This is a genomic window from Streptomyces sp. NPDC026515, assembly GCF_055567595.1.
Window position 1 is genome coordinate 173649 of sequence record NZ_JBVHQD010000007.1, and the last position, 13368, is coordinate 187016.

Annotated in this window: 10 protein-coding genes; 4 read left to right on the forward strand and 6 right to left on the reverse strand. The window is 70.7% G+C overall.

Going from position 1 to position 13368, the window contains the following annotated elements; genetic code table 11:
• Positions 1-148: 148 nt before the first annotated feature.
• The 4 genes from whiA to uvrC are packed head-to-tail and all read right to left on the reverse strand — an operon-like array spanning position 149 to position 5392.
• A complete protein-coding gene (gene whiA, locus ACZ4O3_RS16205; RefSeq protein ID WP_360481844.1) occupies positions 149-1138 on the reverse strand; it encodes a DNA-binding protein WhiA in 990 nt (329 codons plus the stop codon).
• Positions 1129-2196 carry a gluconeogenesis factor YvcK family protein gene (locus tag ACZ4O3_RS16210; RefSeq protein WP_362720347.1) on the reverse strand — a complete coding sequence of 356 codons (1068 nt, stop codon included), beginning with the start codon at positions 2194-2196 and terminating at the stop codon, positions 1129-1131. Before ACZ4O3_RS16210 ends, whiA begins: the two co-directional genes overlap by 10 nt.
• Positions 2193-3239: an RNase adapter RapZ gene (gene rapZ, locus ACZ4O3_RS16215; RefSeq protein ID WP_362720344.1), complete on the reverse strand. Its 1047-nt coding sequence runs from the start codon at positions 3237-3239 to the stop codon at positions 2193-2195. The genes ACZ4O3_RS16210 and rapZ overlap by 4 nt, the downstream gene beginning before the upstream one ends.
• Complete coding sequence (gene uvrC, locus ACZ4O3_RS16220; RefSeq protein WP_362720341.1) at positions 3236-5392, reverse strand: excinuclease ABC subunit UvrC; 2157 nt, start codon at positions 5390-5392, stop codon at positions 3236-3238. The genes rapZ and uvrC overlap by 4 nt, the downstream gene beginning before the upstream one ends.
• A 741-nt stretch (positions 5393-6133) precedes the next feature.
• Between uvrC and ACZ4O3_RS16225 the strand changes: the two genes are divergently transcribed.
• The gene (locus ACZ4O3_RS16225) at positions 6134-7081 is read left to right on the forward strand and encodes a hypothetical protein (RefSeq protein WP_362720338.1); all 948 of its coding nucleotides are present in this window, start codon (positions 6134-6136) and stop codon (positions 7079-7081) included.
• 26 nt (positions 7082-7107) lie between these two features.
• Here ACZ4O3_RS16225 and ACZ4O3_RS16230 read toward each other — a convergent pair whose 3' ends face one another.
• Positions 7108-7539: a Rieske (2Fe-2S) protein gene (locus ACZ4O3_RS16230; RefSeq protein ID WP_384988062.1), complete on the reverse strand. Its 432-nt coding sequence runs from the start codon at positions 7537-7539 to the stop codon at positions 7108-7110.
• Positions 7540-7565: 26 nt separating this feature from the next.
• Between ACZ4O3_RS16230 and ACZ4O3_RS16235 the strand changes: the two genes are divergently transcribed.
• The 3 genes from ACZ4O3_RS16235 to ACZ4O3_RS16245 all read left to right on the forward strand — a co-directional run bounded on the left by ACZ4O3_RS16235 (position 7566) and on the right by ACZ4O3_RS16245 (position 10030).
• The gene (locus ACZ4O3_RS16235; protein ID WP_467722596.1) at positions 7566-7745 is read left to right on the forward strand and encodes a hypothetical protein; all 180 of its coding nucleotides are present in this window, start codon (positions 7566-7568) and stop codon (positions 7743-7745) included.
• Between the two features lie 186 nt (positions 7746-7931).
• Positions 7932-9122, forward strand: coding sequence for a LacI family DNA-binding transcriptional regulator (locus ACZ4O3_RS16240; protein WP_467722597.1), 1191 nt, complete (start codon positions 7932-7934; stop codon positions 9120-9122).
• Entirely contained in the window at positions 9119-10030 is a 912-nt protein-coding gene (locus ACZ4O3_RS16245) for a carbohydrate kinase family protein (RefSeq protein WP_362720331.1), read from the forward strand. Before ACZ4O3_RS16240 ends, ACZ4O3_RS16245 begins: the two co-directional genes overlap by 4 nt.
• A 206-nt stretch (positions 10031-10236) precedes the next feature.
• On the opposite strand, the gene uvrA is transcribed toward ACZ4O3_RS16245, so the two are convergent.
• Entirely contained in the window at positions 10237-13266 is a 3030-nt protein-coding gene (uvrA, locus tag ACZ4O3_RS16250) for an excinuclease ABC subunit UvrA (protein WP_467722598.1), read from the reverse strand.
• Positions 13267-13368: the final 102 nt, after the last annotated feature.

Below are 13368 nucleotides of genomic sequence, written 5' to 3' on the forward strand. Positions count from 1 at the left end.
CCGCCACGGCGGCGAACCCCTGCCAGGCTCATGACACTCCATGATCGAGTCAAGGGCACCTCACGGATAGTTCACGGTGGCCTAAAAGAGACGCAAATCCCGGTGCCAGCGACCGCTTGGGCCGCCGGCACGGGGTGCTGACGGTGACTCAGCCTGCGAGGTTGTCGGCCATCTCCTCACTGAGGTTGGCCTCGGTGCCCGGGATGCCCAGATCGGACGCACGCTTGTCGGCCATCGCCAGCAGCCGGCGGATCCGGCCCGCGACGGCGTCCTTGGTGAGCGGCGGGTCGGCGAGCGCGCCCAGCTCCTCCAGGGAGGCCTGCTTGTGCTCCATCCGCAGCCGGCCGGCCGCCGCGAGGTGCTCGGGCACCTCGTCGGCGAGGATCTCCAGGGCCCGCTGGACCCGGGCACCGGCCGCGACGGCCGCGCGCGCGGAGCGGCGCAGGTTGGCGTCGTCGAAGTTGGCGAGGCGGTTCGCGGTGGCCCGCACCTCGCGGCGCATCCGGCGCTCCTCCCAGGCCAGCACGGACTCGTGCGCGCCGAGGCGGGTCAGCAGGGCGCCGATCGCGTCACCGTCCCGGACCACCACCCGGTCCACCCCGCGCACCTCACGGGCCTTCGCGGCGATGGACAGTCTGCGGGCCGCGCCGACCAGCGCGAGCGCGGCCTCCGGACCGGGGCAGGTCACCTCCAGGGAGGACGACCGGCCGGGCTCGGTCAGCGAGCCGTGCGCCAGGAAGGCTCCGCGCCAGGCCGCCTCCGCGTCGCAGGTCGCCCCGGAGACCACCTGCGGGGGCAGGCCCCGGATCGGGCGGCCCCGTCCGTCCACGAGCCCGGTCTGCCGGGCCAGCTGATCACCGCCCGCGACCACACGCACCACATAGCGCGAGCCGCGGCGCAGCCCGCCGGGTGCCATCACGATCAGCTCGGAGCTGTGACCGAAGATCTCCAGGATGTCCCGCTTGAGGCGCCGGGCCGCCATCGCGGTGTCCAGCTCCGCCTCGATCACGATGCGCCCGCTCACCAGGTGGAGGCCGCCCGCGAACCGCAGAATGGCGGAGACCTCCGCCTTCCGGCAGCAGGTCCGGGTGACGGGTAGCCGGGAGATCTCGTCCTTCACCGCTGCCGTCATCGCCATGGGCCGATCCTTCCATGCATCCGAAAAATACGGTCGTACGCGGCGGCCAACAGCTCCGGATCATGCCGGGGTGATCCGTCGGTCCGGGCCACGGGGCCCAGCTCGACCGCGGCTCCCAGCCGCTTGGCGGCTTCGGTGAGCGAGTCACGGTCGGGCACGGCGGCCTCGTCGGCCAGCACCACGTCCAGGGCGAGTTTAGGGGCGTGTCGCCCCAAAACCTCCAAATGACGCTGCGGTGAGAAGCCTTCGGTTTCACCCGGCTGCGGCGCGAGGTTCAGCGAGAGGACCTTACGGGCCTTCGTCTCGGTGAGCGCGTCGAGGAGATCGGGGACCAGCAGGTGCGGGATCACCGAGGAGAACCAGGACCCCGGGCCCAGCACCACCCAGTCCGCGTCCCGGACCGCCGCGACTGCCTCCGGCACGGCCGGCGGGTCGTGCGGCACCAGGTGCACGGACTGCACCTCGCCGGGCGTCAGGGCCACCGTGGCCTGCCCCCGGACGATGTCCACCTCCTCCGGCCGCTCCGGATCATGCCCCTTGACCAGGGCCTGCAGCTCCAGCGGAACGGCGGACATGGGCAGCACCCGCCCGTGCGCGCCGAGCAGCTTGCCGACCAGGTCCAGGGCCTGGACGTGGTCCCCGAGCTGTTCCCACAGGGCGACGATCAGCAGATTGCCGACCGCGTGCTCGTGCAGGTCGCCCTTGGACTGGAAGCGGTGCTGGATGACCCGGGCCCAGGTCTGGCCCCAGTCGTCGTCACCGCACAGCGCGGCCAGAGCCTTGCGCAGATCACCCGGAGGAAGCACGCCGAGTTCGTCACGAAGGCGCCCGCTGGAGCCACCGTCGTCGGCCACGGTGACGACGGCGGTGAGGTCGCCGGTGATCCGGCGCAGCGCGGCGAGCGAGGCGGACAGACCCATGCCACCGCCCAGCGCGACCACCTTGGGCTGGGTACCGCGGCGGCGCGGCCGGGCGCCGCGGGCCTCGACGGGGCGGCCCGAGCGGGACTCGGGCACGACCCGGCGCAGCCTGGTCAGCCGTGGAGAGCGTCCGGTCACTCGCGCCCCATGTCCCGGTGCACGACTACGGTCTCCACTCCCTCGGCGGCCAGACGGGCGGCCAGTTTCTCGGAGACGGCGACCGAGCGGTGCTTGCCGCCCGTGCAGCCGATGGCGATGGTCACATAACGCTTGCCCTCGCGCCGGTACCCGGTCGCGATCAGCCGCAGCAGCTCGGCGTACCGGTCGAGGAACTCCTTGGCGCCCGGCTGGTTGAAGACGTACGCCGACACCTCTTCGTTGAGGCCGGTGTACGGGCGCAGCTCCGGCACCCAGTGCGGGTTGGGCAGGAACCGCATGTCGGCGACCAGGTCGGCGTCGACGGGCAGGCCGTACTTGAAGCCGAACGACATCACGGTGGCCCGCAGCTCGGGCTCTTCCTCGCCGGCGAACTGGGCGTCCATCTTGGCGCGCAGCTCGTGCACGTTGAGGCTGGAGGTGTCGATCACCAGGTCCGCGTCGCCGCGCAGCTCGCGCAGCAGCTCGCGCTCGGCGGCGATGCCGTCCACGATCCGGCCGTCGCCCTGGAGGGGGTGCGGACGGCGCACCGACTCGAAGCGGCGGACCAGCGCGTCGTCCGAGGACTCCAGGAAGACGATCCGGCGGGTCACGGCCCGGCTGTCGAGGTCGGCGAGGGACTCGCGCAGATTGTCGAAGAAGCGCCGGCCGCGCACGTCGACGACGACCGCGATCCGGGCCACGTTGCCCTGCGAGCGGGCACCCAGCTCGACCATGGTGGGGATGAGGGCCGGCGGGAGGTTGTCCACGACGAACCAGCCGAGGTCCTCCAGACACTTGGCCGCCGTCGAACGGCCCGCTCCCGACATGCCGGAGATGATCACCAGCTCGGGGATGGCCGCCTCGGGCACCCCCGCCGGTGTGGCATCCGTACTCACTTCTGCTCCGTTTTCCTGGACCGTTTCCGCCTCCGCTTGCTGCGGCTGATCCTGGCCCGCCTCGTCGGGCGTCTCCTTGGACGCGCCCTGCGTTTCGCTGAACGCCGGATCTCGTCGGGCTGTGTGCTCTGCGTCGCGCTCGGTCATCTCTCCTGCCCCCGATCGTCCGGGGCACCCGCGGGTACGGGCTCCCCCGAGGCGTCCGCCGTCGTCTCGGGCACCTCGTCTTCCCTGTCATCCATGATCTCTCCGGTCGCCGTGTTCACGGCAGGCGCGGCCGGGGCCGCCTGGGCGAGGGCCACGGCGATGGTCTCGGCCGTCTTGCGGCCTATCCCGGGCACCTCCTGGATCTGCTCGATTGTGGCGGACCGCAGCTTCTTCACCGAGCCGAAATGCTTGATCAACGCCTGTTTGCGGGCCTCACCGAGCCCCGGTACGTCGTCCAGCGGACCGGAGCGGAAACGCTTGGCGCGCTTGGTGCGCTGGTAGGTGATGGCGAAGCGGTGCGCCTCGTCACGGACGCGCTGGAGCAGGTAGAGACCCTCACTGCTGCGGGGCAGGACCACGGGGTCGTCGTCCTCGGGAAGCCAGACCTCTTCGAGACGCTTGGCGAGGCCGCAGACGGCGATGTCGTCGATGCCCAGCTCGTCGAGCGCCCGCTTGGCCGCGGCGACCTGGGGCTGGCCACCGTCGACGACCACGAGCTGGGGTGGGTAGGCGAACTTCCTGGGCCGGCCGTCGTCATCCTTGAATCCGTTGACCGGGCCGTTGGCGTCGTCACCGTCGGTGCTGGAGACGGGGATGGTACGGGCGACCGGGGGCGTACCCGGGTCCGTGAGCGTGTCGGCGTCCGGGAGGGGGCTTACCGAGCCGTCTTCTTCCGACCATTCGCCGGTCCTCTCCTTCTCGGCAAGGTAGCGGCGGAAGCGGCGGGTGATCACCTCGTGCATGGAGCGCACGTCGTCCTGGCCGGCGAAGCCCTTGATCTGGAAGCGGCGGTACTCGCTCTTGCGCTGCAGACCGTCCTCGAAGACGACCATGGAGGCCACGACGTCGTCGCCCTGCAGGTGCGAGATGTCGTAGCACTCGATGCGCAGCGGAGCACTGTCCAGGTCCAGGGCGTCGGCGATCTCCTCTAGGGCCCGAGAGCGGGTGGTGAGGTCGGAGGCACGCTTCGTCTTGTGCAGGGCGAGCGCCTGCTGGGCGTTGCGCTGCACTGTCTCCATCAGTGCCTTCTTGTCGCCGCGCTGCGGGATGCGCAGCGAGACGTTCGACCCGCGGCGGCCGGCGAGCCACTCCTGGACCGGCTCGACCGGCTCGGGCAGGGCCGGAACCAGCACCTCCTTGGGAACGGCGTCCCCGGTCTCCTCGCCGTAGAGCTGCTGGAGGGCGTGCTCGACGAGCGCCGCTGTCGTCACGTCCTCCACCTTGTCCGTCACCCAGCCGCGCTGACCGCGCACGCGCCCGCCACGCACGTGGAAGATCTGGAGGGCCGCCTCCAGCTCGTCCTCGGCGACCGCGATCAGGTCGGCGTCGGTCGCGTCCGCGAGCACGACCGCGTTCTTCTCCATGGCCTTCTTCAGGGCCTCGATGTCGTCGCGCAGGCGGGCGGCCCGCTCGTACTCCATCTCCTCGGCGGCCTCCATCATCTGCTTCTCCAGGCGGCGGAGGTAGGTGCCGGTACGGCCCGCCATGAAGTCGCAGAAATCCTCGGCGAGGTCGCGGTGGTCCTCCGGGGAGATCCGGTCGACGCAGGGTGCGGAGCACTTGCCGATGTAGCCGAGCAGGCAGGGGCGGCCGGTGCGGGTGGCGTTCTTGAACACCCCGGCGGAGCAGGTGCGCACCGGAAACACGCGCAGCAGCAGGTCGACGGTGTCCCTGATCGCCCACGCGTGGCCGTACGGCCCGAAGTAGCGCACGCCCTTCTTCTTGTGACCGCGCATCACCTGGACGCGCGGGAACTCCTCGTTCATCGTCACCGCGAGGTACGGGTAGCTCTTGTCGTCGCGGTACTTGACGTTGAACCGGGGGTCGTACTCCTTGATCCAGGAGTACTCCAGCTGGAGCGCCTCGACCTCCGTGGACACCACGGTCCACTCCACGGACGCCGCGGTGGTGACCATCGTCCGGGTACGGGGGTGCAGGCTCGCCAGGTCCTGGAAGTAGTTCGCCAGACGCTGGCGCAGGCTCTTCGCCTTTCCGACGTAGATCACCCGGCGGTGCTCGTCACGGAACCTGTACACCCCGGGAGTGTCCGGGATCTGTCCCGGCTTGGGGCGGTAGCTGGAGGGGTCGGCCATGTCTCACACCCTACTGGCGCACACCGACACCGCGACGAGCCTGTGGACAACCCCGGAAGGGCCGGCGGACCTGCGAGTCGGCGGAGCAGCGGACCATCGAGTCGGCGGACCCGCGGACCGGCTGCCCCCGGCGGGGAGACGGCTCGGATCAGCGGGGCCGGCTGCACCGGCGGGATGACGGGACCGGCTGGACCGGCTGGATGACGGGACCCACGGGATGGGGCGGAACGGCAGGACCACTAGGACTGGCGGACCGCGAGGACCGGCGCGACCGGCGGTGGCAGCCGCAGCAGCTCCGCGAAGCGGATCTCGGAATCGGCCACCTCGGTGGCAACGCGAGCCGTCCGGACGCCTCGGCCAGGCGCACCCCGTCCACGCCCGCCCCGTGCCCGGCACAAAACCTCCGCCCCGGTCACGACGGACCTTGCGCGGCTTCCTCCTCAAATCGGTGCCCTGCGTGCGCGCCCGCCTCGATCCCCCGGACAGCCGCGGCACCCACTCCCCCGCATGATCCGTCCGGCGCCGGGGTCACGCCTCGGCCAGGTGGGCGCCTTCGGCCGGCCGAAGGTGTTGTCGGGGATTGGTCAACACGCTTCAATGCGGGGGAACTCGGGGCCGTGAGCAGCGGCCTGCGGACGCGGCGTACCCAAGTGCGGCCGCCCCGACGCCGCCGGGGTGGCCCCGGACCCGCGCCAACGGCCTGACCAGCCGTGGTGAACCCCAAGAGAAAGGCCCTCCTGCATGCGGCACGGCACACAGCACGCGGACGTCGCCACCGCGGAACTGGACTCGGCCCTGCGCGGCGGCCCCTTCCATGTGGCCCTGCGCGCCGCGATCGCCGCCCGGGGGCTGCCGCTCCAGCGCGTGCAGCATCACCTCTCGCGCTACGGGGTCAAAGTGGGCGTGACCAGCCTGAGCTACTGGCAGCAGGGAGCCCGTCGCCCGCAGCGCCCGGAGTCATTGCGCGCCGTCCGCGCGCTGGAGGAGATACTCCAGCTCCCGGAGGAGTCCCTGATCCGGCTGCTCGCCGACGCCGACCAGGGTCCCGCCGTACGCCGCCCCGCCGCCCGCTCCTACCGCTCCCTGATCGAGGCCTCCGACGCCCTGGACCGACTGCAGTCCGAGCTCGGCTGGTCCCTCGACGGCGGTCTGCACACCCTGGGACACCACGAGCGCGTGCGGATCGGCGCCCACCGCGAGCTGGCAGCCCGTGAGTCGCAGCACATCGTGCGCGCCCACCGGGACGGCGTCGACCGCTTCGTGGCCGTCCACCACGGCGACCCCGGCTGCACCCCGCAGCACATGAACGTGCGCGCGCTGGAGAACTGCCGTACCGGACGCGTCCGTTCGGACCCGGAGACCGGTCTGCTCGTCGCCGAACTGCTCTTCGGCACCCGCCTGCGCTCCGGCGACACCTTTCTCTTCCGCTACGCCGTGGAGGACGGCACGGCGGGCGTCTCCCGCGAGTACACCCGCGACTTCGGCTTTCCCGGCGGCCAGTACACCCTTCAGGTACGTTTCACCGCCGACGCGCTGCCGACGCACTGCCACCGGTTCGCCCAGCACTCCGCGGCGGCCCCGCGCAGTGGCCGACAGGCCCTCCCGCTGAGCGGGCTGCACCGCTCCGTCCACCTGGTCGAGCCCCGGGTACGGCCGGGCCTGCTGGGGATCGGCTGGGACTGGGAATGAGCCGGCGCTGAACCAGCCGCCCGGCCTCAGGCGCCCGGCCCCGCCACGATCCGACCGTTGGCCGCCTTGACCGGCAGTTCGTTCAGCGGCTCGGTGGCCGGCGACTGCACCACCTTTCCGGTCACGGCGTCGAACTCGCTGCCGTGGCACGGGCAGATCAGCGTCGTGCCCTGGAGTTTGTTGATCGGGCACCCCGCGTGCGTGCAGATCGTGCTGTACGCCTTCAGGGTGCCGTCGGCGGACCGGCTGACGACGACGTTCTGGTCCCGGTAGAGCTTCGCGCCGCCCTTGGCGACCTCGCTCTCGGCCCCCAGGTCCACCGGAGCGGTCGGCGTCGCGTCCGCGGTGGCTCCGCCACCGGGAGCCGAGCAGGCGGCCAGCCCGAGCCCGGCGACCGGCGTGACCGCCGCTCCCCGCAGGACGGTACGGCGGCTGGCGGAGGGACGAGCGGCAGGCATCGGGGCTCCAGGCGGGGTGGGGTGGGGTGGGGTCGCAGCGGCATGTGGGGCCGGTGGCGGTGGCGGTGGCGGTGGCGGTGGCGGTGGCGGTGGCGGTGGCGGTGGCGGTGGCGGTGGCGGTGGCGGTGGCGGTGGCGGTGGCGGTGGCACGATACCTGGGCGGATCATCCCGCTTCGGGGCGGGTCGGGGTGCGGGGCCGTCATAGGTGAGTTTGGGGCATCCGCAGCCGATGGCATGTCCTCGTGCGAGTTCATTCGAATGGACGTAAACGCTTGCGCAAGCGTTTACGCGTCGGTCTCGGATGGAGTAACTTCCCGGCCGAGGCCATCGGCAGCGCGGGAGGAAGCCGAGGAGCCTCAGCCGAACGCGGGATGCGGAGAAGGGAAGCCCTGTGCCCACCATGGCCGACGTCGCCCGTAGCGCCGGAGTCTCCGTGGCGACCGTCTCCCATGTGCTGAACGAGACCCGTCCGGTGCTGCCCCACACCCGTCAGGCGGTGCTCGACGCCATCGAGGAACTGGGCTACACGCCCAACACCCTCGCCCGCTCCCTGGTGACCTCCCGCACCCGGTCCATCGGGCTCGCGGTGTCCGCGATCAGTAACCCCTACTTCACGGAGATCCTCCAGGGCGTCGAGGCCGCTGCCCTGGCACACGGCTACAGCCTGCTCATCGCCGATCCGCACGACGACCCCGCGCACGAACGCAAGGTCGTCCAGCTTCTGCACGAGCGCCGCGTCGACGGCATGATCGTCGCCCCCTCCGCCGAACCGCGTGAACTCCTCGCCTACCTCGACCGGCACGCCGTACCGACCGTCCTCCTCGACCGGGTGATCGACGATCGCGCGGACGGCAGCCCGCGCTTCGACCAGGTCTGCGCCGAGAACACCGGGCCGACGGCCCGGCTGGTCACCCATCTGGCCGGTCTCGGGCACCGCCGGATCGGCCTGGTCGCCGGGCTGTCCGGACTCAGCACCACCAGTGAACGGATCACCGGCTACCGGCAGGGGCTCGCCGCCGCCGGGCTGCCCCTCGACGACGGTCTGGTCGTCCCGGGCAACTCCGAGTCCGCCGGAGCAGAGCGGGCCACCGCCGCTCTGATGTCACACGCCACACCACCCACGGCACTCGTCACCGCCAACAACGCGATGACCATCGGCGCCCTGCGCGCTCTGCGCGAGCACGGCCTCTCGGTGCCGCACGACATCGCCCTGTGCTGCTTCGACGACTTCGCCTGGGCCGATCTGTTCTCGCCCCGCCTCACCGCCATCGCCCAGCCCAGCAGAGAGATCGGCGCCGAGGCGGTCCGGGTGCTCCTGGAACGCCTGGCCGCACCCGACCGGGCCGCCAGGACCGTGCGGCTTCCGTGCGCCTTCGTCCACCGGTCGTCGTGCGGCTGCCCCGAGGAGAACGGCGCGGCGGCGGCCGCGAGGAGCCGACCCGCCTGGTCGACGGACTCTCGTCAGCGGTCCGCCCGCTCCCGGCCGGCCCCGCCGTCCGGGCAGCCAGATCATCCCCAGCATCCCGGGTGCTCCGGGCACCACGAGCACTCCGGGTGTCCAGAGGAAGGAACCCTCTCGTGATCGTCGTCGCCGGTGAGGCACTGATCGACCTGGTACCGCAGGGCGCGGGCGCCCTCGCGCCCCTGCAGCCGGCGCTCGGCGGCGGCCCCTACAACACGGCCGTGGCCCTCGGCCGCCTCGGCTCCCCCACCTCGTTCTGCTCCCGCACCTCGCACGACGCCTTCGGCGAGGCTCTCCTGGACGGGCTGCGACGCGCGGGAGTCGACGTCTCCCTCGTGGAACGCGGCACGGAACCGACCACCCTCGCGGCCGCCACGGTCGACGCACAGGGATCCGCCTCCTACTCCTTCTATGTCGACGGCACCGCGGACCGTCTGTTCACGGCACCCGCCGCTCTCCCCGCCACGACTCGTGCCGTCTCCTTCGGCACGCTCTCACTCGTCCTGGAGCCGGGTGCGAGCGCCTACGAGGAGCTGATGCGGGGTGCGGCCGCGATGGGTCTGTTCACCGCCCTCGACCCGAACATCCGGGCAGGCCTGATCACGGATCCGGATGCCTACCGGGCACGCTTCAAGAGCTGGCTGCCCTCGGTGACTCTCCTCAAGCTCTCGGAGGAGGACGCGCTCTGGCTGGGCGGCACCCCGCGCGAGTGGCTGGCGTCGGGCCCCTCGGCAGTGGTGATCACCCACGGCGGTGACGGCCTCAGTGCTTTCACCCCCGACGGCACCGTGTACGCCGTTCCCGGTGAGGAGGTCGGCGTCGTGGACACGATCGGTGCCGGCGACACCGTGAACGCGGCTCTGCTGCATGGACTCGCCGCCCAGGACGCGCTGTCCGCCGAGGCCTTGGCGGGGCTCGGCGCGAACGGCTGGACCAGGCTGTTGCGGTTCGCGGCGCGGGCGGCCGCGATCACCTGCTCCCGGGCGGGTGCGGAGCCGCCGTACGCATCCGAACTCGGCGACCTGTAGGGGACGTTCGGATCTCCTTCGCCGATTCACCGGGTGCCCTCATGCCGCTGATTGCGTAGCTTCAGCTGCTTCCGCTGTTGATGAGTCAAGGTTCGTCGTAGCCGCGGGAATCCGGCGGCTGACGAGGGAACGAGCGGCGCCCCGCGGGAAGTTCCCACGGGGCGCCGCACTTTTCTGGATTTGTCACGACCTGGCGCCCGAGGGTCTCAGGCCTTGCGGGCCCGGGTCGTCTTCTTCGCGGGCGCCGTCTTCCTCGTGGCCCCGGCCGCCTTCTTCGTGGCCGTGTTGTTGGCGGTCGAGGCGGTCGCCGTCTTCTTCGTCGCCGACCTGGCCGCGACCGTCTTCTTCGCCGCCGTCTTGCGCGGGGCCTTCACCGAGCTCGCGTCGCTGATGCGATCGGCGCCGAGGATCTCGCGCAGGAACTTGCCGGTGTGGCTGGCCGGGACGGCGGCAACCTCCTCGGGCGTGCCCTCCGCGACCACGAGCCCGCCGCCGGCACCGCCTTCCGGACCCATGTCGACGACCCAGTCCGCGGTCTTGATGACATCGAGGTTGTGCTCGATGACGATGACCGTGTTGCCCTTCTCGACGAGGCCGGCGAGCACCTTCAGCAGCTTGCTGATGTCCTCGAAGTGCAGACCGGTGGTCGGCTCGTCCAGGACGTAGACCGTACGCCCGGTGGAGCGCTTCTGCAGCTCGCTGGCGAGCTTCACGCGCTGTGCCTCACCGCCGGACAGCGTGGTTGCGGACTGGCCGAGACGGACGTAGCCGAGACCGACGTCGTGCAGCGTCGTGAGGTGCCGGTTGATCGCCGGGACGGCCTCGAAGAAGTGCATGGCTTCTTCGATGGGCATGTTCAGGACCTCGGAGATGGACTTGCCCTTGTAGTGGACCTCCAGCGTCTCCCGGTTGTACCGGGCTCCGTGGCAGACCTCGCACGGGACGTAGACGTCCGGGAGGAAGTTCATCTCGATCTTGATGGTGCCGTCGCCCGCGCAGTTCTCGCAGCGACCGCCCTTGACGTTGAAGGAGAAGCGGCCCGGCAGGTAGCCGCGGACCTTCGCCTCGGTGGTCTCGGCGAACAGCTTGCGGACGTGGTCGAAGACACCCGTGTACGTCGCCGGGTTCGATCGCGGGGTGCGGCCGATGGGCGACTGGTCGACGTGCACGACCTTGTCGACGAGGTCGTCGCCGTCGACCCGCGTGTGTCTGCCTGGGACGTTGCGCGCACCGTTCAGCTCACGCGCCAGGTGCGTGTACAGGATGTCGTTGACCAGCGTCGACTTGCCGGAGCCGGACACGCCCGTGACGGCCGTGAACACGCCCAGCGGGAAGGACACGTCGATGTCCTGGAGGTTGTTCTCGCGGGCGCCGTGCACCGTGAGCCGGCGGGTGGGGTCCTGCGGGCGGCGGATGTCGGGCAGCGGGATCGCCTTCTTGCCGGACAGGTACTGACCGGTCTGCGACTCCTCGTTGGCCAGCAGTTCCTTGAGGGAGCCGCTGTGCACGACCTTGCCGCCATGCTCGCCGGCGCCGGGGCCGATGTCGACGACCCAGTCGGCGACCTTGATGGTGTCCTCGTCGTGCTCGACGACGATGAGCGTGTTGCCCATGTCGCGGAGCCGGACCAGGGTCTCGATCAGCCGGTGGTTGTCGCGCTGGTGCAGGCCGATCGACGGTTCGTCGAGGACGTACAGGACGCCGACGAGACCGGAGCCGATCTGCGTGGCCAGGCGGATGCGCTGGGCCTCGCCACCGGAGAGCGTGCCGGCCGCGCGGTTCAGCGAGAGATAGTCCAGGCCGACGTCGACCAGGAACCGCAGCCGCTCGTTGACCTCCTTCAGGACACGCTCGGCGATCTTCTTGTCGCGCGCGTTGAGCTTGAGCTCCCCCAGGAACTCGGCGCAATCGCTGATGGACATCGCCGAGACCTCGGCGATCGACTTGTCCATGATCGTGACGGCGAGGACGATCGGCTTCAGGCGCGTGCCCTGGCAGGTCGGGCAGGGCACCTCGCGCATGTAGCCCTCGAAACGCTCACGGCTGGCGTCGCTCTCGGCTTCGCTGTGCCGGCGCTTGACGAAGGGCACCGCGCCCTCGAAGGGGGTGGTGTACACGCGCTCGCGGCCGTACCGGTTGCGGTAGCGGACCTCGATCTGTGTCTTGTGGCCGTAGAGCAGGGCCTTCCTGGCGCGCTGCGGCAGGCCGGCGAAGGGGATGTCGGTGCGGAATCCCAGCGCGTCCGCGAGGGCGCCGATCAGGCGGCCGAAGTAGTCCTTCGTGTGCCCGTGCGACCAGGGATGGATGGCGCCCTCGTCGAGGGACTTGTCCTCGTCCGGGACGATCAGCTCCGGGTCGACCTCCATGCGCGTACCGATGCCGGTGCACTCGGGGCAGGCGCCGAAGGGCGAGTTGAAGGAGAAGGAGCGGGGCTCCAGCTCCTCGAAGGACAGGTCGTCGTACGGGCAGTACAGGTGCTCCGAGTACATGCGCTCGCGCTCGGGGTCGTCCTCGGGGAGGTCGACGAAATCGAGCACGACCATGCCGCCGGACAGTCCCAGCGCGGTCTCCACGGAGTCCGTGAGGCGGCGCTTGGCGGTGTCCTTCACCGTGAGGCGGTCGACGACCACCTCGATGGTGTGCTTCTCCTGCTTCTTCAGTGTCGGCGGTTCGGAGAGCTGGACGGTCTCGCCGTCCACGCGTGCGCGGGAGTAGCCCTTGGTCTGGAGGTCGGCGAACAGGTCGACGAACTCGCCCTTTCGCTCGCGCACCAGCGGCGAGAGCACCTGGAAGCGGCTGCCCTCCGGCAGTTCCAGCACCTTGTCGACGATGGCCTGCGGCGACTGGCGGGAGATCGGGCGACCGCACTCGGGGCAGTGCGGCTTGCCGATGCGCGCGAAGAGCAGACGCAGGTAGTCGTAGACCTCGGTGATGGTGCCGACCGTCGAGCGCGGGTTGCGCGAGGTCGACTTCTGGTCGATGGACACCGCCGGGGACAGGCCCTCGATGAAGTCCACGTCCGGCTTGTCCATCTGCCCGAGGAACTGGCGCGCGTACGAGGAGAGCGACTCCACGTAGCGACGCTGGCCCTCGGCGAAGATCGTGTCGAAGGCGAGGGAGGACTTGCCCGACCCGGACAGCCCCGTGAAGACGATGAGCGAGTCACGAGGCAGGTCGAGCGAGACATTCTTCAGATTGTGCTCGCGCGCGCCACGGACGATGAGACGGTCGGCCACAGCCGGTCCGCACCTTTCTTGAGAGAAGTGGCAGGGGCAGGGCCCCGTGCTTCTTCAGACTAGGGGGAGCCACTGACAACGCCGGTTGGATTCCTGGATGCG

What these genes read in the sequence shown, in the direction of transcription:
- uvrC (WP_362720341.1), bottom strand. Translation starts at nt 5,392, where the DNA reads ATGGCCGACCCCTCCAGCTACCGCCCCAAGCCGGGACAGATCCCGGAC.
- rapZ (WP_362720344.1), bottom strand. Translation starts at nt 3,239, where the DNA reads ATGACCGAGCGCGACGCAGAGCACACAGCCCGACGAGATCCGGCGTTC.
- whiA (WP_360481844.1), bottom strand. Translation starts at nt 1,138, where the DNA reads ATGGCGATGACGGCAGCGGTGAAGGACGAGATCTCCCGGCTACCCGTC.
- ACZ4O3_RS16230 (WP_384988062.1), bottom strand. Translation starts at nt 7,539, where the DNA reads ATGCCTGCCGCTCGTCCCTCCGCCAGCCGCCGTACCGTCCTGCGGGGA.
- ACZ4O3_RS16225 (WP_362720338.1), top strand. Translation starts at nt 6,134, where the DNA reads ATGCGGCACGGCACACAGCACGCGGACGTCGCCACCGCGGAACTGGAC.